We start from the raw sequence: 22,751 nt of genomic DNA, 5'->3' as shown, positions 1-22,751 counted from the left end.
AAATTTTGACTGAAATTCATAAATTTTTTATTGTTTTTCGATACTTTTTTATTGACTTATTTTTTATAAGGAGTATACTATAAGTGAAAAATAAATAAACTTCAAGGAGGCTTGCGATGAAAAACTCAAAAACCTTAAAAAATGTCATTGAAGTCTTAACGGCTTTCATTTACTTCTGTGGCTTTATGACCCTGGCTGCACTGGTCGTCCACCTGCTTTCCCGGATGGGAGTGTTTAAAGATCTCATTCAAACTGGACGCTTGTCCTTTGAGGTAAATGGCATCCAGCTCTTCCCCAAACATCTGCAACCCCTCTGGCAGTTGCTCTTCCCACTAGTCTCAAGCGCTATTTATATTTTTCTTCTCCTCACCATTCGCAGCTTCCTCCAAAATCTCTACCAAGAAAAGATCTTTTCACACTCCAACATTGCTCTTTGCAACCGAGCTTGGAAGATTCTCTTGGTCTTGTCCTTTATGTCTGGTACACTTGAGACCAGCGGCAATGCTTATCTCCTTCCCTTCACCTTCCAATTTACCTTTAACACAGGGCTGCTCCTTGCCGTTCCAATCGTCTGGGTCCTTGGCAAGATTTTAGAGAGAGGGATTGAGATTGCTGAAGAAAATGAGCTAACCATTTAAGGAGGGTGCCATGATTATCGTCAATCTAGATGTCATGCTGGCCAAGCGAAAAATGAAATCCAACGAGCTAGCCGACAAAATCGGCATCACGACTGCCAACCTCTCCATTCTCAAGACAGGTAAGGCCAAAGCCATCCGCTTCACCACCCTTGAAGCCATCTGCAAAGAACTCGACTGCCAACCCGGAGACATCCTGGAATACCGGCCAGATGAATAGGAAATGTATTAAGTAATGTAATCGGAGACTTTCCTTAGGTGAGGACGGACAGTAGCGAATCCCTTTGGGATTCCATACCTAAGATTTGAGCCTACTGTCTCAAATCTTCCGAGAGTTTGAAACGAAAATGTTTCAGACTCTTTTCTCACTGCGGAAGTCTCCATTAACATTCATTACTAATAGGACTCATCTACCATCCTTGTAAAATTCAATGATGGGAACCATATCAATACAAGAAAAGCACTCCCGCGGGAGTGCTTTTTTATCTATGTTTACCCGATGATGCTTCCATTTGGAACAGATGGATCAACAGTTAAGACTGTTAATTGATCCCCGTGTTCTGCGGAAAGAATCATGCCTTGGCTGACATATTTCTTCATCATCTTACGTGGTTTGAGGTTGGCCACGATTTGAAGTTTCTTGCCGACCAATTCTTGTTCATTTGGATAGAATTGAGCGATACCTGAGAGGATTTGACGATCTTCACCGTCACCAGCGTCAAGGCGGAAGCGAAGCAGTTTGTCTGATCCTTCGACGCGTTCCACTTCTTTGACCTCTGCTACACGGATTTCAACCTTGTCAAAGTCTTCAAATTTGATCTCATCTTTTTCAGACTTGAGTTCCACTTCTTCTGGAATCCATTCTTTTTCTTGTGGCTTGCCTGCAGTCATTTGAGATTGGATGTAGGCAATTTCTTCTTCCATGTCAAGACGTGGGAAGATTGGAGTTCCTTTGGCAACCACTGTGACATTTTCAGGGAAGCCTGCTAAAGTCAAGTTTTCAAGATCAAAGTCCAAGCCCAAACCAAGTTGTTCCATGATGGCATTTGAGGTGTTCATCATAAATGGTTGGATCAAATGAGCCACAACACGAAGGCTAGCTGCCAAGTGAGCCATGACTGCTGCCAATTGTTCCTTGTCACCATCTTCTTTAGCGAGGACCCAAGGAGCTGTCTCATCAATGTACTTGTTGGTACGAGAGATGATGTTCCATACGGCTTCCAAAGCGCGTGGGTAATCCACCGCATTCATTTGCTTGTGGTATTCTGCGATGTTTTCTTCAACCACCTTAGCCAAATCAGCATCAAATGCAGTGACATTTTCGACATAAGCTGGAACTTGACCACCAAAGTATTTGTTAATCATGGCTACCGTCCGGTTGAGGAGGTTTCCAAGGTCATTGGCCAATTCATAGTTGATACGAGCCACGTAGTCTTCTGGTGTGAAGGTCCCATCAGAACCAACTGGAAGGCTACGCATGAGGTAGTAACGGAGTGGATCCAAGCCGAAGCGTTCCACCAACATTTCTGGGTAGATGACATTCCCTTTAGACTTAGACATCTTGCCGTCTTTCATGACAAACCAACCATGGGCAATCAAACGTTCTGGCAATTTAACATCCAACATCATGAGAAGAATTGGCCAGTAGATGGAGTGGAAACGAAGGATGTCTTTTCCGACCATGTGGAAGACAGTTCCGTTCCAGAACTTGTCAAAGTTGCCATGCTCATCTTGGTCATAACCAAGAGCTGTCACGTAGTTAAGAAGGGCATCAATCCATACATAGACCACGTGTTTTGGATTCGATGGAACTGGCACACCCCAGGTAAAGGTGGTACGAGATACCGCCAAGTCTTCCAAACCTGGCTCGATGAAGTTTTTCAACATTTCATTGAGACGGCCATCTGGCGTGATGAAATCAGGTTGGGATTTGAAAAATTCAACCAAGCGATCTTGGTATTTGCTGAGGCGAAGGAAGTAAGATTCTTCAGAAACCCATTCTACTTCGTGGCCTGATGGGGCTACCCCACCGATAACCTTCCCATTCTCATCACGGTAAACCTCAGCCAATTGGCTTTCTGTAAAGAACTCTTCATCAGATACTGAATACCAACCAGAGTACTCACCCAGGTAGATGTCGTCTTGTGCCAGCAAGCGTTCAAAGACTTGGGCCACCACTTTTTCATGGTAATCGTCTGTCGTACGGATGAATTTATCATATGAGATATCGAGCAATTGCCAGAGTTCTTTCACTCCAACCGCCATCCCATCTACATAAGCTTGTGGTGTAATCCCAGCTTCTTCTGCTTTCTGCTGGATCTTTTGCCCGTGCTCATCGAGACCAGTCAAGTAGAAAACATCGTAGTTCATCATGCGTTTGTAACGTGCCAAGACGTCACAGGCGATGGTTGTGTAAGCTGAACCAATATGCAATTTACCAGATGGGTAATAGATAGGAGTTGTGATGTAGAATGATTTTGTCATTTTCTTTTCCTTTCAAGGCTAATGAAACCTTATGTAATAACACTTCATTATATCATTTTTAGGAGTCCCTGAAAACCAAAAAACAGCTAGGTCTGCGACGGACAAACAAAAAAGCTGACCGAAGTCAGCTTTCTATGATTGATAACGAATCCCGCTATCTTACTTTCCAAGATAGTATTCAGAAACTACGTTCAATTTTTCGTCAAATTCGAATACCAATGGTGGGAAGTTAGGGATTTCCACATCCATGATTTCGTCGTCTGACAATTGTTTGATGTGTTTTACAAGGGCACGGATTGAGTTACCGTGTGCTCCTACGAATACGTTTTTACCATCTTTAAGAGCTGGAGCGATTTTATCTTCCCAGAATGGAAGAGCGCGTTCCAAAGTCACTTTCAAGTTTTCAGCATCTGGAATCACTGAGTCGTCAAGTGAAGCGTAACGACGGTCAGTGTGTGCTGAGTGCTCATCATCGCGATCCATGTTTGGAGGCAATACATCGTATGAACGACGCCAGATGTGAACTTGCTCATCACCAAATTGTTCAGCAGCTTCAGCTTTGTTTTTACCAGTCAAACCACCGTAGTGACGTTCGTTCAAGCGCCATGATTTTTCAACTGGAACCCACAATTGGTCAGAAGCTTCAAGAGCCAAGTTAGTTGTTTTGATCGCACGTTTCAATACTGAAGTGTAAGCTTGGTCAAATTCAATACCAGCTTCTTTGATCAATTTACCAGCGTCGATCGCTTGTTGTGTACCTTTTTCAGACAAATCAACATCAGCCCAACCAGTGAAAAGGTTAGCTTTGTTCCATTCAGACTCACCGTGGCGAGCAAAAACCAATTTTACCATTAGATGGATCTCCTTTTTATTCTCCGAGGTTTCCCCCGTTTATCTATTTTATTCTACTAGATTTTCAGTAAAAAATCTAGTGGCGACCATAGAAAAGTGCAATTTCTCACAAAAAAGAGCCTAACGGCTCTGGTTTGAAAATGAGGAATGTTTCTTCTTTCACTTAGACAGGCTACTCTGTTGCTTGATTCTCTTCAGTCAAGGAATTTCGTTGTTCAATCATTTTTCTGATATCTTTTAAATCACTATACATATGAACCATATAAATTAGCATACAAAGATAAACACCAAACCCCAAATTATAATAAACTTTTTGAATTGTTAATGAAAATGCAGCATATATTAGAATAACACTACAAGATAGGTGAATCAAAAAAGATTGCAGGCTAGCCAAAAATGGATACCCCTTTTTTTCAAAAGAATCATGAATAAAATAGGCTATAACAGGTAAAACAATTAATAGTATGAGAGAAATAATAAAGTAAGAATTCACCACACCTTTAAATTCTTGCCCCCAAAATACTGAGTTGCTTTTTCGAAATAGAAAAACCTGTGAATCATCAGAATACGAATAATAAAGACCATTCAAAAATGGAAATCCAACAATTGATAGAACTAGAACAATATACAACGCAAGCTCCCAGACTAAACTAAGATTACTTTCTTGTTTTGTTTCTGACATCTTTAATTCCTTTCCTTAACCACTCTGTCTTCAATCTCAACCTCATCGAAATTCGAATCTGTCACAGTTCCTAAGACATAGAGACCATTTGGCAAACTCGATGTTTGTACAATCGCTTCTAATTCATCCTTAAATCGGATATGATCCCTCTTCACACCTTTAGGTAATGTCACTTGAACATATAGGACATCATTATCTAAAGCTTCTTTTACCGGAAAACCATACCATCCTCCAAGAACATTCCGTCCCTTCTTCGCCGATTGTTTCTCGTAATCTTCAAGCCAATGTATCCCGCCAATATACTTTATTTTACTTGAAATACCAAGTTTTAATTCAACCTTAGATCCTTTTAAGATAGAATTTTGATCTATTTTTTTCTTTAATTCCTGCTCCAACTTTTTTCTCTCAGGATTCAATTCTAGGGCTTTTTCAAGAATGGGTACATACGTGCTAGGAGGCTCACTATACATTCCTATTGAATCACCAAGCAATCCAAAACGTACTTCTTTAGCTACAGGTGGATAATATGGCAAAATGACTTGTTCCAACATCATTTGTTTCTTCAATGGAATAGAGACGACTTTCCCATTAATCGTTTCAGAATAGATATAATTAGCATTAATCACTAGTTTTGTTTCACTTGTAAGCGAAAGGCTCGTGATCCGAACCTCTCCTGTATAATGATTATTCCTGTAGATTTCCTTGATATTTGATTCTAAATTTTTATAGAAACAAATACATAAAAGGATAAAAAAACCAACAATGACCAGTAAACTTTTTAGTTTTTCACTCTTTATCTTCATTTTTTAAATCTTTCTATAAGTCCTTATCTCACAAACATTGTTACCCTATCCAACTATATGAGGGACCGTTTTCAAGAAAAAGAAAGACCATATAGCACCAATCATAAAAATGGTCACTGCTGCTAAGGCATAGACCTGCCACATTTTCCAAGAAAAATTCTCCAGCTTTTTCATCTCGTTCTCCTATTGTTTGATTACAGAAGTATATTATATCATGATTTTCACTATTTTTCTTTCACTATCCTGGTGTCGTTATGATATACAAAAAAGAGCCTGATGGCTCCTTTTTCATTTTTTCTACTGTTGCTTCTGGCATTCCGGACAAAGGCCATAAACTGTGGTTTGGCACTTGGTAATGACGTAGCCACTTTTTTCTCTCGCTTCTGCTCTCACGTCTGGAACTTCGATATCAATATCATCAATCTTCCCACAAGACTCACAAATCAGATTTAAATGATCGTGTCCCATAAAGTCAAAGTAGGTCGTGGTGTCATTGCGTACTTTTATTTCTGAAACAAAGCCTTCTTCAATAAGGACCTTGAGATTGTTATAAACGGTTGCCAGACTCATATTGGGAAAGGCTGGTTTCAAGTCCTGATAGATGGCATCCGCACTTGGATGTTCCTGGCTTTTGACAAGATAGGAAAGGACTGCCCGACGCGTCTCTGTAATCCGTACAGATTTTTCACGCAGGTGTTGCAATACATCTTCCACTTTTTCTTGTTGAATGGAATCGAGTGTTAAACAAGCTAGCATGGTCTTTCCCCTTTCTGTCTCTTCTTTAAAACTATTATATCACGAATACTACATTTTGCCTAATTAGAATGTTTGTAAATAAGGAAAAGTGCAGGATTAAATCAGCTCGAATCAAGCTCCATTACTCCCACACTTTTTTATATCTAATCTTAACTTCCCCAATTAAAGATCCATCTCATGGTTCCTAGTAAAATTTTGACAAAGAGGAACATAAAGAAGAGTTCCGCGACAAACCAGAGACCTTTCAATAGATAAAGAATTGGCTTAATCATGAGCAGAACAAAGATTCCAACAATCCATCTCATGATCCACCCTCCATTTCTCACTTTTTTCTATTATACTCCTATTTATAGGCCCTGTCTAGAAACTACTCTAAAACAAAAAGTTCCTTCTAGCAAGCTAGAAGGAACCTTTGTAATCACAATTATTTAACTGCGTCTTTAAGAGCTTTACCAGCTTTGAATGCTGGAACTTTAGAAGCAGCGATTTTGATTTCTTTACCAGTTTGTGGGTTGCGACCTTTACGAGCTGCACGTTCACGAACTTCAAAGTTACCGAAACCGATCAATTGAACTTTTTCACCTTTTGAAAGGTATTCTGAAACAGCTGCAAATACAGCGTCAACTGCTGCTGCTGAGTCTTTTTTAGTCAATTCTGTAGCTTCTGCCACTTTTGCGATCAAATCTTGTTTGTTAGCCATTTAACAAATCCTCCAAATTTTTTTAGGTTTTACCCTTAACATCTCTATCATATCTAAAAAATGCTTTTAGGTCAAGTACTAAACTTGTTTTTATCAACATTTATCTAGGAATAAATTCCTTTATTGACGGGCTTCTATGCAAATCGGACGAGAACTGCCCAGGCATCTTCACCAGTGTGAGTTTGAATGATCGAACCTGTCTCCAAAACAGAGATTGGAGCTGCAACCAAAGGCTGTAATTGTGCCTTCATTTGGTTAGCAAAGTCAGGTCCACCAGCATAGGAAATCCCTATCTCAGCGATTTCTTTACCAGATAAGTCTCGTATCAACTCGTCCAACCATTTTTTAAAGGTCTTCTGTCCGCGTCCTTTGACAATCGGTTGCAGTTCATCGTTCTTCATTTCCATGACAACCCGAATATTCAAAAGGGAACTCAATAAACCAGTTACGCGGCCAATCCGGCCTCCTTTCACCAGGTTTTCCAGAGTAGAAACCCCAATGTAGAGTCTAGATTTTTGCTTGACCTCTTCAATGCGGGCTACAATTTCCTCTACGCTAGCTCCTTCTTGAGCCATTTTCGCTGCTTCTACCACTTGGAACTTCATGGCTTGGTCTGTAAAGCTACTATCAATCACCGTGACATCTGCATTGGCTAAGGTAGCGCCTTGACGTGCAGCTTCCACTGTACCAGATAAGGCATGAGACATATGGATCGCAATAATTTGCGCCCCTTCTGCAGCCAAACCTTCGAAGGCTTCCGCAAACACACCTACTGGAGGTTGACTGGTCTTTGGAAGGTTCTTACTGGACTTCATCAACTGAAGGAATTGTCCTTCTGTTAATTCCGCATCTGAATAGAGGACACCGTCCACCATAACAGAGAGGGGAACGATGGTAATTCCGTATTTTTCAACAACTTCAGGCTCAATCGTTACGGATGAGTCTGTAACAATTTTTACTTGTGACATAACATTCCTACAATCTTTTCTTAGATATATCCACTCTATTATATCAAATTTTCTAGGCTTTTGTGGGACAAAGTCCTTTTTACTTAATCATCGATAGCTGCAAAGCCATCATTGACCAAGGCAACATCGGCCTTCATTCCACTTTCATCAAAGAGAATGCCATGGAGGACGCCACCATATACAGCCCCGCCATCCATGCCAATCTTCCCATCTTTGGTCACCCAGAGCTCCTTGGTTCCAATCTTTTGATCCAAGAGATAGTGAACCGGGGTATGGCCGAAAACAATGGTCTTTCCTGTCTGATTCAAAGCTTCATGGAAGGGTTGGCGAATCCAGACCTTTTGGTAATCCGACGTTTCATGCCAATCAGGCAAGGTCAAGTCAAGCCCAGCATGCACAAAAATATAGTGTTCTGTTTCATAGACAAAAGGAAGCGAACGGATGAAAGCGACGAGATCCCCACAAGTCTCTTGCACGCGCCGAGCATCCGCCACGCCATCTACTGGAGCCGTGAGAGGACGACCAAGTAGAGAGTTGATGGTCGTGTCACCACCATTTCGTCGGTAATGGTCATAGCGCTCGGTCGGGTCATCGATCCAGGCTAGAAACATGTATTCGTGGTTCCCAGAGAGGCAGATGGCCCCTTGCTGTTCGACAAAATCTTTGACCAGTTCGATAACCTTACGACTATCTTCCCCACGGTCTATCAGATCTCCGAGAAAAACCAGCTGGGACTGACCATCCCAATGGGTCATCAGTTCCTCTAGCATACCAGCTTTTCCATGAATGTCTCCCACTACGAAATAGCTTTCCATATCGGTTCCTTTCTTCTTAGGACGGCCGTTTTAGCAATTGCTCTGCCTGCATACGGGCTGCTTCTGTCACATCTTCACCAGCTAGCATCTTAGCGACTTCTTCGACCCGTTCTTCATGACTGAGCAAGCGAACGGTCGAAACCGTTGAAAATTCATCGCTCACCTTTTCGATAAAGAATTGGTAATCGGCTACTGCAATGACCTGAGGTAAATGAGAGATGGCTAGCACCTGACCATAACGTCCAATCTTATAAATCTTCGAAGCAATGGCCTGCGCCACCCGACCAGATACCCCTGTATCCACCTCGTCAAAGACAATACTGGTCTTGCCTTCTTTACGGGAAAAGGCTGACTTGATGGCCAACATAAGACGAGACAACTCCCCACCTGATGCTACTTTTACTAAAGGCTTAAAGTCCTCTCCAGGGTTGGTTGAAATATAAAACTCAACCGTTTCGTTACCTTCCCGATTAAACTTAGATGGGGTAAAACGCACTTGGAAACGGGCTTTTTCCATGTAGAGATCCGCCAATTCCTGCTGGATCTCTGCTTCCAGCTCTTGGGCCAAGGCATGACGCCCTTGACTCAGTTCTTTAGCCAAGGCCACCAACTGTCCTTCCATAGACTTGAGTTCTTTTTCCAAGTCTTCAGAAGAGGTTCCCCCTCCTGTTAATAGGCTATATTCCTTGCTAATTTGCTCCAGGTAATCAAGGACATCCTTTACCTGACCACCGTACTTACGAGTAATTGAATGGATCAGGTCTAGTCGAGCTTCCACCTGCATCAAGCGGTTGCCGTCAAAGTCCAAGCCATCTACCAGATCCTCCAAGCGCTTGGTCAAATCCTCCAGAGTATAGTAGGTCTCAGCCATTTGATCAGACAAGGTCTTGTATTCTGCATCATACTCTTCGATACTTTGCAGATCATTCATAGCCGACCGCACATTGCTAAGACTGGAGAAGTCTTCTGCATCCAGCATGGCATAAGCATTGCTTAGGGTATCTGCAATCATCTTATGGTTGAGCAGGCGTTGCCGTTCTTGCTCTAACTGGACATCTTCATCCAGGGACAGGGCTGCCGCCTCGATTTCCGAAATTTGGTATTCCAGCATCTCGATCCGAGCTTGGTTTTCCTGGTTATTTTTTTGGATCTGCAAGACCTGCTTGCGCAAGGACTTATAATTCTCAAAGGTCTCTCTATAGGCCTTCTTAGTCGCAAAAAAAGTATCCTCCCCAAAGCTATCCAGCATTACGATATGCAAGGGAGCCCGCATCAGTTCTTCCTGATCGTGCTGGCCATGAATATCTACCAAATGCTGGCCAACGGCCTTGAGAACGGAGAGGTTAACCATCTGCCCATTGATCCGGCTGACACTCCGACCATTCTGGAAAATTTCCCTGCGAATAATCAACTCCTCTGCCCATTCTAAGCCCTGTTCCTCAAATAACTGCTGAAGGGCAGGATTTTCGTCAATGGCAAAGAGGCCTTCAATCTCAGCCTTAGGAGCTCCGTGGCGGATAACATCGGTCGTCGCCCGGCTCCCCAGCATCATATTCATGGCATCGATAATGATGGATTTTCCTGCTCCAGTTTCACCGGTTAAAACCGTCATCCCTGTCTCAAAATTCAGAGCGATTTCCTCAATGATGGCAAAGTTCTTAATTGAAATTTCTAATAGCATCTCTCTCCTACCATTCCATCAATCGTTGTTCGATAAACTGAGCCTTTTCTTCCGAGCGGGCCACAATCAAAATACTATTGTCGTCTGAAATCATGCTAAAGATGATGTCATCAAAATCTTCTTGTAGATGCCGCTTGACTAGATAGGCTGTCCCTGGGACAAGCTTGAGGTTCAAAAAGCTCCCCATGCGTTCAAAGGATTGAAGATTATTTTCTGCTAATTTTCCACTATGTTGGACGCGTGGCAATTCGTAGACATAGGCTGAACCTTTTAAAGGCGTTTTAATAATCCCCAACTCTTTAATATCGCGGGAAACAGTCGCTTGTGTCGCAGAAATTCCAGCTTCTCTCAGATGTTCGACAATGGCATCCTGAGTACCCACTTTATTTTCTCGGATAAAGCGGCGTATTTTTTCTAATCGGTTTTGTTTACTATTCATGTTTAAAGTCAGTGTGGGCTTTTTCGACAACTGCCGCAAACTCTTGCCGTTGAAGACGATCTTGCCCAGTATTTTTTTCTAAATAAAGTAAAAATTCAATATTGCCATGGCCCCCTTGGATCGGTGAATAATCCACTCCCAAGACGGAGAAGCCATGTTCTAAGGCAAAGCCTTGAACCTGTTCCAGGACGGACAGATGGACCTTGGCATCCTTGATAATCCCATTTTTCCCAATCTGCTCTCGACCAGCTTCAAACTGGGGTTTGACAAGGGCGACCACCTGGCCTCCCTCTTGTAAAATCCCATGGAGGGCTGGCAAGATGAGGTTGAGGGAAATAAAACTAACATCAATGCTAGCAAAGCTTAGGGTTTGCTCAAAATCCTCAGACGTCGCATAGCGAAAGTTGAACTGCTCCATCGAGATGACCCGAGGATCCTGACGAAGCTTCCATGCCAACTGATTGGTCCCTACATCCACTGCATAGACCAAGGCAGCTCCATTTTGGAGCATGACATCCGTAAAGCCCCCTGTAGAAGCTCCAATATCCAGTGTGACCTTATCCTGCAGGTCAATCTCAAAAAGGTCCAAAGCCTTTTCTAACTTGAGACCACCACGACTGACATATTTGAGTTTTTCACCCTTGAGTTTTAATTCTGTCGCTTCATCAATTTTTTCGCCTGGTTTATCGAAGCGCTCGCCGTTATGGACCGCAACGACCAGACCAGCCATCACACCGCGTTTGGCCTGCTCCCGGGTTTCAAAAAGTCCCTGCTTGTAGGCCAGTACGTCAACTCTTTCCTTCGCCATGAATTCTAAGTCTTTCTATAATCTTTTTGATTCCAGTCCCGTCAAAGTCTACCTGCTGAGAGATGCGATTGAGCAAGTCCTCGCAGGCATCTAGCTCCCGATCCAAATAAGCCTGAGCTCCATCTAGACCGAGGAGGGCAGGATAGGTCGATTTTTCAGCTTGCAGATCTTTCTGAGGGGTTTTCCCTAAGGAAGCAAAATCAGCAGTCACATCCAAAATATCATCCCGAATCTGGAAGGCCAAGCCTAAATGGAGGCCAATTTCCTCTAAGAGAGTCGCAACAGCTGGCTCAAGCTCTAAGAGGATCCCTGTTGCTTGGAATGGATAGGCGAGCAGTCGCCCTGTCTTATTGGCATGGATGACTTGCAACTGGTCCAAGGTCAGGCTCGCCCCTTCCCCTTCCATATCCAAGACTTGGCCTGCCACCATCCCAGCTGTCCCTGAAGCATCCGATAACAGGGCAATCAGTTGCACCCTGATAGAAGCTGGAAGGTCTGCCTCTGCCACACAGCCAAAGGCATCTAAGAAGAGCGAGTCTCCTGCTAAGATGGCTAGGTCTTCCCCAAACTTTTTATGGTTGGTCAATTGACCACGACGATAATCATCATTATCCATGGCTGGTAAATCATCATGGATCAAGCTTCCCGTATGAATCATTTCAAGAGCGGCTGCCACCTGAAAATGAGCCTCAAGGATTGGAGCATGAAAGGCCTCCAGCAACTCCAATAAGAGCAAAGGTCGAATCCGTTTCCCCCCTGCATGGACTGAATAGAGGATAGATTCTACCAAGCGGGGAGCGATTTGTTTGGCCTCGTAGAAGCCTTCTATCGCTTTTTCGACCCCTTGCAGTTTTTCTTCTAGAATCATACTAGTTCCGTTTCTGAGCCATCTGCTTGCATCACCTTGACCAAGGTCTTTTCAGCCTGATCAAGTGTTTCTTGCAAGTCTTTTGATAGCTTCATTCCTTTCTGAAACTCTGAGATGGCCTCTTCGAGGGGCACTTGCCCACTTTCCAACTTTTGGACAATAGCTTCCAAATCAGCTAAATTTTCTTCAAATTTCTTTTCTTTCGACATGCTTTACCTCTACTTCTACTTGCCCATCCCGCATGACTAGCGTCAAGGCATCCTTTTCTTTGATCGTATCTACGCTATCCAAAACCTGATCTCCAGCCCGTACCAAGGCGTAGCCTCTAGCCACGATGCGACTGGTATCCAACATCAAGAGAGCTTCCGATAGGCGCTTGGCATCTGCTGCTTTTGTCTGGTAGAGCTCCTTGATTTTCAAGGTCAGCAATCGCTCCATCTGGAGAATCCGGTCTCGATAACGCTCGAGCTGATGCTGTGGTGCTTGGGAGGCCAATCGATGGCGGAGTTCTTGTAACTGGCGGCTATTTCTGGTAACCGACTCTGACACAGCCTGTTTCAATCGCAACTGAATCTGATCCAGCTTTTGCAGATAAGAATCATACAGCCGCTCTGGCTGACGGAAGATGACCGATTGGCTCAGTTTCTGCAGGCGTTCTCGATGATAGACTAGGCGGTTGCGCATAGCGGTTGCCATCCGCCCTTCCTGTTTCTGCAAATGATTGAGCAGGTCCAACTTGGTCACAGGCGTTGCCAACTCAGCCGCAGCTGTAGGAGTTGCTGCCCGGCGATCTGCGACAAAGTCTGCCAGAGTAGTATCTGTCTCATGCCCCACACTGGAAATAATGGGAATTCTAGACTCAAAAATAGCCCTCACAACTGGCTCTTCATTAAAGGCCCATAGGTCCTCAATGGAGCCACCACCACGACCGATAATCAAGACATCGAGGTCCGTCCGATTATTGGCCTTCTGGATATTGGAGACAATTTCTTGAGCCGCTCCCTCTCCTTGTACCTTGGTTGGAAAAAGGAGAATCTCCACGCCAGGAAAGCGTCGCGAAACAGTGGTGATAATATCGCGAATAACGGCCCCACTCTGACTGGTAATAACCCCAATTTTCTTGGAGAACTGGGGGATAGCCTGTTTGAACTTCTCTTGAAAAAGTCCTTCTTCCTGGAGTTTCTTTTTCAACTGCTCAAACTGTATGGCTAAAGCACCGACGCCATCTGGCTCCGCCTTTTCGATGACAATAGAATAACTGCCACTTGGCTCATAGAGTTGGATCCGACCGATGACATTGATCTTCATGCCTTCTTCCAGCTCAAAGCCGAAACTCTTATAAATCCCTACCCAGACAGTCGCTTGGATCACAGCTTTTTCATCCTTTAAAGAAAAATACTGGTGATTGGGACGCTTACGGAAATTCGAGACCTGACCCGTCAAATAGACCCGCTCTAGATAGGGGTCCTTATCAAATTTTAACTTGAGGTATTTGGTCAGACTGGATACCGATAAATACTCTGACATAGATCCCCCTTCACACGGAAAATTCTAGTATAAATTATACCAAAAATAAGAGGAAAAAGCTGATTCTACCTACGGAAAAAGCCCCAGATTTCATCATCTGAGACTTGATTTTTTATTGGCAGTTGGAAAGGCAAATTTCTCTCATCCATTTTGGAATTTCTCGACTAATCGCGGTCGGTAAAACCACGTAGGCATTCTTGCTCAAATCGTCTGCAATGGCCGAATGAAGGTGACTGGCAACTACCACGCGCTCATAGAGTCCAACTTGCGGAAATTGACCCACAAAGCCCGCAATCATGCCTGCTAAAGTATCGCCCATACCACCCGTTGCTTGATAGGGGCCTCCAACCGATAGTTGGTAATAATCTGTCTGCCCTTGTTGCCAGATCTTAGTCTGATGCCCTTTTTGGACCAGAATACTGACTGGAGGAAGTTGGGACAGAGACTGCCTTGTTGCTTCTTCCCCTTGGTCTCCAATTGCTAGACCTGACATGGCCTCCCATTCTTTTTGATGAGGAGTAAAGACCAGTTGAGCTGGAGGAAGAGAAAGTCCTAAGCGAGTATAGAGGCTAATGGCTCCGCCGTCTAGAATGAGCACTTGATGAGGCTGAACCCTATCAAAAACTAGCTCTACAAGGTGTGCCCCTAGCTCATTAGCATTGAGTCCTGGCCCCAATAAAATGACGCCCGCTTTTGCGATTTGCTCAACCAACAATTCTTGGTCCGTCACAGCAAAAGCCATGGCTTCAGGTAGCTGACTATGGAGGGCAGGGATATTCTCGCGATCTGTCGCAACCGTGATAAGGCCCGCTCCACTATGAACCGCTGCGAGGGCTGCCATGATAATGGCTCCACCATAGGGATAAGTTCCTCCTATCAAGAGCAGACGCCCATAGTCTCCCTTATAGGAGTCTGACTGACGACTAAGGATAACTTGTTGCAGCAACGTTTGGTCAACTCTTAACATAAGCGTCCCTTCTTTCTCCCTCTATTTTACCACGTTTAGGCTAAAAAAAGGCAGGAAGCGAAGTTTCTACCTTAATAATCTTTCTAAACATTCTACAGCTACAAACACTGTCCCGAGTCCATCCAAGTTCACCTATTTTTTCAACGCCCGAACAGCTGCCTCATAGGTCTGAGACATGAGCATGGTAATGGTCATAGGACCAACGCCACCTGGAACCGGAGTGATGTGACTAGCCAGAGGAGCTACTTTTTCATAGTCCACGTCTCCACAGAGCTTTCCATTTTCGTCACGGTTCATCCCGACATCGATAACGACTGCTCCCTCTTTAACAAAGTCAGCTGTAACAAATTTTGCACGACCGATCGCCACCACTAAGATATCTGCTTTTCTAGCAATTTTTGCCAAATGATGAGTCCGCGAATGGGTCAAGGTCACCGTTGCATTTTTTGCTAGGAGAAGCTGGGCCATCGGTTTTCCAACGATGTTTGAACGACCAATGACGACTGCATTTTTCCCTTCGACATCGATATCATATTCTCGGAACATTTCCATAATCCCTGCTGGTGTAGAGGGAACCATGACTGGATTTCCTGCCCAAAGATGTCCCATATTGAGAGGATGGAAGCCGTCGACATCCTTATTAGGATCAATGGCTAACAAAACTTCCTCATCGTCGATATGGGCTGGTAGAGGCAACTGGACTAAAATACCATGCCAGAGTGGATCTTGATTGTAGCGGTCAATGAGGGCCAACAAGTCCTCTTGGAAAATGCTTTCTGGTACTCGAACCACTTCACTTCGGAATCCTGCTGCCAAAGCTGACCGTTCTTTATTGCGGACATAGACCTGGCTAGCTGGGTTTTCTCCCACCAAAATCACTACCAAGCCTGGGACCTGACCAGTCTCAGCCTTTAAGCGAGCGGTTTTCTCAGCCAATTTCCCTTGCAATTTTACTGCCAAGGCCTTCCCATCAATTACATGTGTCATCTCAATCTCTTTTCTATTCAATATCTTCTCTATTATATCAGATTTGTGAACCTGCTCCTAACACTTCTTGATTAGACAAGGTTATAAGAAGAAACTATAACTATTTTCTTCCAACAAAAAAGAGACTAGATGCTCTAGACTCTTGATTGATACTTCTTAGTACAACAATTCGTAGATCTCCATTGCGATTAAGTCAATGCTATCGAATGTATAGGTCTCACGCGCTTCTACATCACGAAGAGTAAATACTGATCCATTTTCTTCATCATAGTTGTAAGCTACTTCAGCAACTACAACTCCTTCACGTTCAAAATTACGTTTTAAGTTTCCACCGTCTTTCGTCATCGCTTCCAAACGGCTGATAATTCGTACCAAATGTGATTCCATTTTGATTCTCCTATTTACTTTCTACTCTCCTATTTTATCATAAAAGAAGGAGGAAATTCCAATAAAAATCAACTTTTCCGCTATTTTCCTCTTTATTCCATGCCTAAAACCGGACTTCATACTAAATTCTTGCAAACTTTTAGAATACTGCTATAATGAAACTATAAAAGTTTGACTATTTCTGACCAATAGTTTTTACACTTTTTACCCTAGAGAAAGAGGTAAGAGAATGCTTTGTCAAAACTGTAAAATCAATGATTCAACCATTCATCTTTATACGAACGTGAATGGCCACCAACAACAAGTAGACCTTTGCCAGAACTGCTATCAAATTATGAAAACGGATCCTAACAATAGTCTGCTCGCAGGATTAAACCAACAAAATCGCGGAGGACGGGATCCTTTTGAAGATTTCTTCAATCAACTAGGAAACTTCCAGGCTCCGCAAGAACCCCAAACCCCTCCGACCCAATCTGGAGGAGGCTATGGTGGTGGAAATGACTATGGCTCAAATGGGAACGGTCGTTCTTCAGGACCAAGTAGAGCTCAAGCCAAACAACAACCAAAGGGCCTCCTAGAAGAGTTTGGAATTAACGTTACTGAAATTGCTCGCCGTGGGGATATCGATCCGGTCATTGGCCGTGACGATGAAATTCTTCGTGTCATTGAAATCCTCAACCGTCGGACCAAGAATAACCCTGTCCTGATTGGGGAACCCGGTGTCGGAAAAACAGCTGTCGTGGAAGGCCTTGCGCAAAAGATTGTCGATGGAGATGTTCCTCACAAATTGCAAGGCAAGGAAGTCATTCGCTTAGACGTTGTCAGCCTCGTTCAAGGAACTGGGATCCGAGGGCAATTTGAAGAGCGCATGCAACAATTGATGGAGGAAATCCGTCGCCGGGAAGATGTTATTTTGTTTATCGATGAGATCCATGAAATTGTCGGTGCCGGATCTGCTGGTGATGGCAATATGGATGCTGGAAATATCCTCAAACCAGCCCTCGCTCGTGGCGAATTGCAATTAGTCGGTGCGACAACCCTCAATGAATACCGAATTATCGAAAAGGATGCGGCACTTGAACGCCGGATGCAACCCGTTAAGGTCGACGAACCTACAGTGGAAGAAACCATCACCATCCTCAAAGGCATTCAAAAGAAATACGAGGATTACCACCACGTCCACTACACCGATGGTGCGATCGAGGCTGCGGCTCTCCTTTCCAATCGCTATATCCAAGACCGCTTCTTGCCAGACAAGGCCATTGACCTCTTAGACGAAGCAGGCTCTAAGATGAACTTAACCCTCAATTTTGTCGATCCCAAAGTCATCGACCAACGCTTAATTGAAGCCGAAAATCTCAAGGCTCAAGCGACGCGTGATGAAGACTTTGAAAAGGCAGCCTACTTCCGCGACCAAATCGCTAAGTACAAAGAAATGCAAGGGCAACAGGTCACTGATCAAGATACGCCAGTCATTAGCGAAAAGACCATCGAACACATCGTCGAGCAAAAGACCAATATTCCAGTTGGCGATTTGAAAGAAAAAGAACAATCCCAATTGATCAACTTGGCAGCTGACTTGAAGGCTCATGTCATCGGTCAAGATGAGGCTGTTGAAAAAATTGCTAAGGCCATCCGTCGCAACCGGGTAGGGCTTGGAACACCAAACCGTCCAATTGGTAGCTTCCTCTTTGTTGGACCAACTGGTGTCGGGAAGACCGAGTTGTCCAAGCAATTGGCCATCGAACTCTTTGGTTCTGCTGACAGTATGATTCGCTTTGATATGAGTGAGTATATGGAGAAACATGCCGTTGCCAAATTGGTCGGTGCACCTCCAGGCTACGTCGGCTATGAAGAAGCAGGCCAGCTAACTGAAAAGGTGCGTCGCAACCCTTACTCTCTCATCCTCTTGGATGAGGTCGAAAAGGCCCACCCAGATGTCATGCATATGTTCCTCCAAGTCTTAGACGATGGTCGCTTGACAGATGGGCAAGGTCGAACGGTGAGCTTCAAAGATACCATTATTATCATGACTTCCAATGCGGGAACTGGAAAAGCGGAGGCTAATGTCGGCTTTGGGGCGGCTCGTGAAGGTCGTACCAATTCTATCCTAGGTGAACTGGGGAACTTCTTTAGTCCAGAATTCATGAACCGCTTTGACGGCATCATTGAATTCAAAGCCTTGTCTAAGGAAAACCTCCTTCAAATCGTCACTCTAATGTTAGACGATGTCAACCAACGCTTAGCCCACAATGATATCCACCTGGATGTTACCGATAAGGTCAAGGAGAAACTGGTTGATTTGGGCTACGATCCGAAAATGGGGGCACGTCCTCTTCGTCGCACCATTCAAGACTATATTGAAGATGCCATTACAGATTACTACCTAGAAAATCCTAGTGAGAAAGATCTGAAGGCTGTCATGACCAGCAATGGGAAGATTTGCATCAAAGGAAAGAGCAAACCTGCGAACGAAGCAGAAAAAGTAACTGAATAATCGCATTCTACAGAGAGATTCCTAGTAGCTACAAGGAATCTCTCTTATTTTCATCTCCTACTGCTTTTTATGTCCATCTATGTTATAATGATAAAAAAATAAGAAGCGAGTATCATTATGACTGTTGCAACTTTTGGAACAAAAGAAGAAAATGTTGACTATGTCAATCGTTATGGAGTCTATGCGGTGATTCCAAATCAAACTAAGGACCAAATCATCCTAGTCCAAGCTCCAAATGGGGCTTGGTTCCTACCAGGTGGTGAAATCGAGGCAGGAGAAGATCATTTCTTGGCACTCGAGCGCGAACTGATCGAAGAGCTGGGCTTCACTGCGACCATCGGCGAGTATTATGGACAAGCAGATGAGTACTTCTACTCCAGTCACCGCGACACTCACTACTACAATCCTGCTTATATCTATGAAGTAACTGACTTTGTAGAGGCTCAAAAGCCACTAGAGGATTTCAATAACATTGCCTGGTTCCCCATTGACGAAGCCATTGAAAAGTTAAAAAGAGGAAGCCATAAATGGGGAATCAAAATGTGGAAATCTGCCCAAAAATTGTAAGCGACTTCTTTCACAAAATAAAAAAAAGTGCTATAATAAATGGAGAAAGAGCTTAGGAGGATCTCACATGAAGCTTATGAATACAACAAATAGTCATGCTAATTTGGTCAAAAGTCAATTAGAAAGTACCGATGCTACCCTTGTTGAGGTCTATTCAGCTGGTAACACCGATGTTATCTTTACCAAAGCTCCTACTCATTACGAATTGCTGATTAGTAACAAACACCGTGCCATTCGTGAAACAGAAGTTGAAAAAATTCGTGAGTTCTTTTTAAAACGCAAGATTGATCTCAAAATCATCGACCAATCCACTATTAAAACGCTCTACTCCGATAAACTGATCGAAATTTCTTTCCCAATTATTTAGTAAGGCTATTCCGCCTTACTTTTTTTATTGTCTTGACGATGGACACGATACACCATTCTAGTCACCAAAAAAGAAGTTCCATCATGGAACTTCTTTTTGAATGGAGACAAACTATTGTTTTACATAAAACAGCTAGTAGATTTTCAAAAAATGACTTTTATTTTTTAATCATTTAAGAAGATGAAAAACTTTCCGCTGTGAGAAAAGTTCCTGAAACACAGTTGTTTCAGGAACTCGGAATTATTGAGACCTTAGGCTCAATAATTAGTCATGGAACTTCTACGAAGTTCGCTGACGTCCGTACTCACCTAAGGAAAGTTTTTCAGAAGACTTTATCTTCAATCTGAAAGAAGTTCCATTATGGAACTTCTTTTGATATCTATTATTTTGCTTCAAAACCTTCTGCAACTGCGTCTGCAAAGTTTTCTTCAACAATGCTTGCACAATGATCACAAATAGTTGCATGATAGTGGCGTTCAGCCGTTGTTGGGTCAATACGACGGCAACGGTCACAAACTTCACCGGTTGCACGTTCAACTGTGAAGGCTACATCTTCAAATGCTACTGCACCTTCTGGGGCTGGTCCTTCTGCGATAGTCAATTCAGAGACAATCAAGAGTTGTGCTACATTGCTATCAACAGCTCCAAGAAGAGTTTTCACGACTTCGTTTGGATAAACGGTCAAGTGAGCTTCAAGAGATTTACCGATCACTTTTTCATTCCGTGCTTCTTCCAAGGCTTTTTGAGCTTGACCACGGAAGTCCATGAAGGCTGCCCAGGTATCCAAGATTTCCTCTTGGTTGGCAAATGTTTGAGCTTCTGGTAATTCTGACAATTGAACAAATTCTTCTGTTTCAAACTCAAGATATGACCAGATTTCTTCCGCAGTGTGAGGAAGGATTGGTGTCAAAAGTTTGGTGATTTTCACAAGGATGTCATAGAAGACCGTTTGCATTTGACGGCGTTCAAGTGACTTAGCCCCTTCGATGTAAACAACATCTTTGGCAAAGTCAAGGTAGAAGGCAGACAAATCAACATTGATAAAGTTCACTAGGGCTTTGTAGATTGTCAAGAATTCGAAGTTAGCATAAGCGTCACGAATGGTCTTAACAAGTTGGTTAAAGCGAATGGTCATGTACTTATCAACGGAACGAAGCTCTTCGTAAGCTACTGCATCCTCAGCTGGGTTAAAGTCAGAAGTATTGGCGATCAAGAAACGAAGCGTGTTACGGATCTTGCGGTAAGTTTCAGAAACTTGGCTCAAGATATCCATAGAGATACGCACATCGTTGCTTGAGTCTACACTGGTAACCCAGAGACGCAAGATTTCCGCACCAAATTGTTTTTCAACATCGCTTGGAGCAATGGTATTTCCAAGAGATTTAGACATCTTCTCACCTTTACCGTCAAGGGCAAAACCTTGTGACAAGATTTGCTTGTATGGTGCGACACCATGGTTCGCCACAGATGTGATAAGAGATGAGTTGAACCAACCACGGTATTGGTCTGAACCTTCAAGGTAGAGATCAGCTGGGTATTTGAGTTCCGGACGGTTCACTACAACCCCATTCCATGATGAACCTGAGTCGAACCATACGTCCATGATGTCTGTTTCTTTCTTGAACTCTCCATTTGGTGAACCTGGATGTGTAAATCCTTCTGGCAAGAGATCTTTAGCATCCCGTTCCCACCAGATGATGGAACCGTTCTCTTCAAAGAGTTGAGCTACATGTTCGATGGTTTCAGCCGTCATGATTGGTGTGCCATCTTCAGCGTAGAAGATTGGGAGTGGCACACCCCAAGCACGTTGACGAGAGATAACCCAGTCACCACGGTCACGGATCATGTTGTAAAGACGAACTTTCCCCCATTCTGAGTGGAACTTCACTTTTTCAATTTCATCCAAGATTTCTTGGCGGAATTTAGATACAGAGGCAAACCACTGTGGAACAGCTCGCCAGATGATTGGTTTCTTGGTACGCCAGTCAAATGGATATGAGTGAGAAATTTCTTCCTGAGCAAGGAGTAAATCACCCAGTTTTTCGATAACAGTCGGCACAACCTTGTCATAGAACTGACCCGCAAATTCAGGACCAGCATTTTCCATCATAATACCGCGTTCGTTAACTGTTACAGCAACTTCCAAGCCATTGGCAACACCGACATTGTAGTCGTCCTCACCAAAACCAGGGGCTGTATGGACAATACCAGTACCGGAGTCTGTTGTAACGTGATCACCAAGGATAACAAGTTCATCTACTGCTGTGTCCCATGGGTGCTCTGTCACGATATGGTTCAATTCTTGACCACGGTAAGTCGCCAAAACTTGAACATCTGCCCAGCCAAATTTTTCAGACAAATTGTTCAACAATTCAGCAGCAACCACAAACTTACGAGCTTCACCAGCAGGTTGAACCAAAACGTAATCAATATCCGCACCAACAGTCAAACCACGAGAAGCAGTGATAGTAAATGGAGTTGTTGTCCAAACAACGATATAAGTATCAGTGTCTAGGACACCTTTGCCATCTTTAACCTTGTTGGCATAGTAAAGTGATGTTGATACCAAGTCATGGTATTCAATTTCCGCTTCAGCAAGCGCTGACTCAGAAGACCATGACCAGTAAACTGGCTTAGCTCCACGGTATATATAGCCTTTGTTAGCCATTTCACCGAAGACACGGATTTGCGCCGCTTCATAATCAGGCGTCAAGGTCACATAAGGATTTTCCCAGTCACCTGAAACACCCAAGCGTTTAAAGTCTTCGCGTTGTTTATCTACTTGAGAAAGGGCGTAGTCGCGGCAAAGTTTCAAGTACTCAACCAAGTCCATTTCTTTGCGTTTGACACCTTGTTTAGCCAAGACTTGCTCGATTGGCAAACCGTGTGTATCCCAACCTGGGATGTACGGTGCATAAAAACCTGACATAGACTTAGAACGAACAATGATATCTTTTGAAA

25 protein-coding genes are annotated in these 22,751 nt (G+C 43.6%); 5 read left to right on the top strand and 20 right to left on the bottom strand.

What is annotated here, in order from left to right; all coding sequences use genetic code 11:
* The first annotated feature begins 116 nt into the window (after positions 1–116).
* Together QZ158_RS04170 and QZ158_RS04165 are read left to right on the top strand one after the other, a co-directional pair.
* A complete protein-coding gene (locus tag QZ158_RS04170) occupies positions 117–638 on the top strand; it encodes a DUF2975 domain-containing protein (RefSeq protein WP_293875123.1) in 522 nt (173 codons plus the stop codon).
* A 10-nt stretch (positions 639–648) separates the two neighbouring features.
* Positions 649–855 (top strand): helix-turn-helix transcriptional regulator, encoded by a 207-nt coding sequence (locus tag QZ158_RS04165; protein ID WP_003006064.1) that lies wholly within the window; start codon positions 649–651, stop codon positions 853–855.
* Between the two features lie 272 nt (positions 856–1,127).
* Here the strand turns inward: QZ158_RS04165 and metG are convergent, their stop codons facing one another.
* From metG to QZ158_RS04070, 19 genes are all read right to left on the bottom strand, one after another.
* The gene (gene metG / locus QZ158_RS04160; protein WP_293875111.1) at positions 1,128–3,119 is read right to left on the bottom strand and encodes a methionine--tRNA ligase; all 1,992 of its coding nucleotides are present in this window, start codon (positions 3,117–3,119) and stop codon (positions 1,128–1,130) included.
* Positions 3,120–3,278: 159 nt separating this feature from the next.
* On the bottom strand, positions 3,279–3,971 hold the full coding sequence (locus QZ158_RS04155) for a phosphoglycerate mutase (protein WP_042768625.1): 693 nt from the start codon (positions 3,969–3,971) through the stop codon (positions 3,279–3,281).
* Between the two features lie 172 nt (positions 3,972–4,143).
* The gene (locus QZ158_RS04150; protein ID WP_223363514.1) at positions 4,144–4,653 is read right to left on the bottom strand and encodes a hypothetical protein; all 510 of its coding nucleotides are present in this window, start codon (positions 4,651–4,653) and stop codon (positions 4,144–4,146) included.
* A gap of 2 nt (positions 4,654–4,655) precedes the next feature.
* Positions 4,656–5,456: a hypothetical protein gene (locus QZ158_RS04145; protein WP_223363515.1), complete on the bottom strand. Its 801-nt coding sequence runs from the start codon at positions 5,454–5,456 to the stop codon at positions 4,656–4,658.
* 45 nt (positions 5,457–5,501) lie between these two features.
* Positions 5,502–5,630, bottom strand: coding sequence for a hypothetical protein (locus QZ158_RS04140; RefSeq protein ID WP_263285629.1), 129 nt, complete (start codon positions 5,628–5,630; stop codon positions 5,502–5,504).
* A 123-nt stretch (positions 5,631–5,753) separates the two neighbouring features.
* Positions 5,754–6,212, bottom strand: a complete 459-nt coding sequence (locus QZ158_RS04135) for a Fur family transcriptional regulator (protein WP_293875100.1) — start codon at positions 6,210–6,212, stop codon at positions 5,754–5,756.
* Between the two features lie 149 nt (positions 6,213–6,361).
* A complete protein-coding gene (locus tag QZ158_RS04130; protein WP_285338143.1) occupies positions 6,362–6,517 on the bottom strand; it encodes a hypothetical protein in 156 nt (51 codons plus the stop codon).
* A 119-nt stretch (positions 6,518–6,636) separates the two neighbouring features.
* Entirely contained in the window at positions 6,637–6,912 is a 276-nt protein-coding gene (locus QZ158_RS04125; RefSeq protein WP_006596762.1) for an HU family DNA-binding protein, read from the bottom strand.
* Between the two features lie 134 nt (positions 6,913–7,046).
* On the bottom strand, positions 7,047–7,880 hold the full coding sequence (locus QZ158_RS04120; RefSeq protein WP_293875093.1) for a DegV family protein: 834 nt from the start codon (positions 7,878–7,880) through the stop codon (positions 7,047–7,049).
* Between the two features lie 83 nt (positions 7,881–7,963).
* On the bottom strand, positions 7,964–8,695 hold the full coding sequence (locus tag QZ158_RS04115; RefSeq protein ID WP_293875091.1) for a metallophosphoesterase: 732 nt from the start codon (positions 8,693–8,695) through the stop codon (positions 7,964–7,966).
* Between the two features lie 16 nt (positions 8,696–8,711).
* Positions 8,712–10,376: a DNA repair protein RecN gene (gene recN / locus QZ158_RS04110; RefSeq protein ID WP_293875089.1), complete on the bottom strand. Its 1,665-nt coding sequence runs from the start codon at positions 10,374–10,376 to the stop codon at positions 8,712–8,714.
* A 7-nt stretch (positions 10,377–10,383) separates the two neighbouring features.
* Positions 10,384–10,815, bottom strand: a complete 432-nt coding sequence (locus QZ158_RS04105) for an arginine repressor (protein ID WP_048789749.1) — start codon at positions 10,813–10,815, stop codon at positions 10,384–10,386.
* Positions 10,808–11,623, bottom strand: a complete 816-nt coding sequence (locus QZ158_RS04100) for a TlyA family RNA methyltransferase (RefSeq protein WP_293875086.1) — start codon at positions 11,621–11,623, stop codon at positions 10,808–10,810. The genes QZ158_RS04105 and QZ158_RS04100 overlap by 8 nt, the downstream gene beginning before the upstream one ends.
* Positions 11,604–12,491, bottom strand: coding sequence for a polyprenyl synthetase family protein (locus QZ158_RS04095; protein WP_293875084.1), 888 nt, complete (start codon positions 12,489–12,491; stop codon positions 11,604–11,606). The genes QZ158_RS04100 and QZ158_RS04095 overlap by 20 nt, the downstream gene beginning before the upstream one ends.
* Positions 12,488–12,700, bottom strand: a complete 213-nt coding sequence (locus QZ158_RS04090) for an exodeoxyribonuclease VII small subunit (protein ID WP_006596769.1) — start codon at positions 12,698–12,700, stop codon at positions 12,488–12,490. The genes QZ158_RS04095 and QZ158_RS04090 overlap by 4 nt, the downstream gene beginning before the upstream one ends.
* A complete protein-coding gene (gene xseA / locus QZ158_RS04085; protein WP_293875081.1) occupies positions 12,678–14,018 on the bottom strand; it encodes an exodeoxyribonuclease VII large subunit in 1,341 nt (446 codons plus the stop codon). Before xseA ends, QZ158_RS04090 begins: the two co-directional genes overlap by 23 nt.
* A gap of 112 nt (positions 14,019–14,130) precedes the next feature.
* Complete coding sequence (locus tag QZ158_RS04080; RefSeq protein ID WP_293875079.1) at positions 14,131–14,985, bottom strand: NAD(P)H-hydrate dehydratase; 855 nt, start codon at positions 14,983–14,985, stop codon at positions 14,131–14,133.
* Between the two features lie 132 nt (positions 14,986–15,117).
* A complete protein-coding gene (locus QZ158_RS04075) occupies positions 15,118–15,972 on the bottom strand; it encodes a bifunctional methylenetetrahydrofolate dehydrogenase/methenyltetrahydrofolate cyclohydrolase (RefSeq protein ID WP_293875077.1) in 855 nt (284 codons plus the stop codon).
* Between the two features lie 156 nt (positions 15,973–16,128).
* Positions 16,129–16,359, bottom strand: a complete 231-nt coding sequence (locus QZ158_RS04070) for a DUF1797 family protein (RefSeq protein ID WP_006596773.1) — start codon at positions 16,357–16,359, stop codon at positions 16,129–16,131.
* Between the two features lie 229 nt (positions 16,360–16,588).
* Between QZ158_RS04070 and QZ158_RS04065 the strand changes: the two genes are divergently transcribed.
* The 3 genes from QZ158_RS04065 (at position 16,589) to QZ158_RS04055 (ending at position 19,790) form a co-directional block, all read left to right on the top strand.
* Positions 16,589–18,856 (top strand): ATP-dependent Clp protease ATP-binding subunit, encoded by a 2,268-nt coding sequence (locus QZ158_RS04065; protein ID WP_293875072.1) that lies wholly within the window; start codon positions 16,589–16,591, stop codon positions 18,854–18,856.
* A 117-nt stretch (positions 18,857–18,973) separates the two neighbouring features.
* Positions 18,974–19,423 (top strand): NUDIX hydrolase, encoded by a 450-nt coding sequence (locus QZ158_RS04060; RefSeq protein WP_293875070.1) that lies wholly within the window; start codon positions 18,974–18,976, stop codon positions 19,421–19,423.
* 67 nt (positions 19,424–19,490) lie between these two features.
* On the top strand, positions 19,491–19,790 hold the full coding sequence (locus QZ158_RS04055) for a DUF1827 family protein (protein WP_125329687.1): 300 nt from the start codon (positions 19,491–19,493) through the stop codon (positions 19,788–19,790).
* Positions 19,791–20,172: 382 nt separating this feature from the next.
* Here the strand turns inward: QZ158_RS04055 and ileS are convergent.
* The coding region (ileS, locus tag QZ158_RS04050) for an isoleucine--tRNA ligase (RefSeq protein WP_293875067.1) at positions 20,173–22,751 on the bottom strand (2,579 nt) is incomplete at its 5' end.

It is taken from the genome of Streptococcus sp. A12 (assembly GCF_905372335.1).
Taxonomy (GTDB): domain Bacteria; phylum Bacillota; class Bacilli; order Lactobacillales; family Streptococcaceae; genus Streptococcus.
The sequence above is the reverse complement of the archived record's forward strand: the minus strand, read 5'-3'. Positions and strand labels throughout refer to the sequence as shown.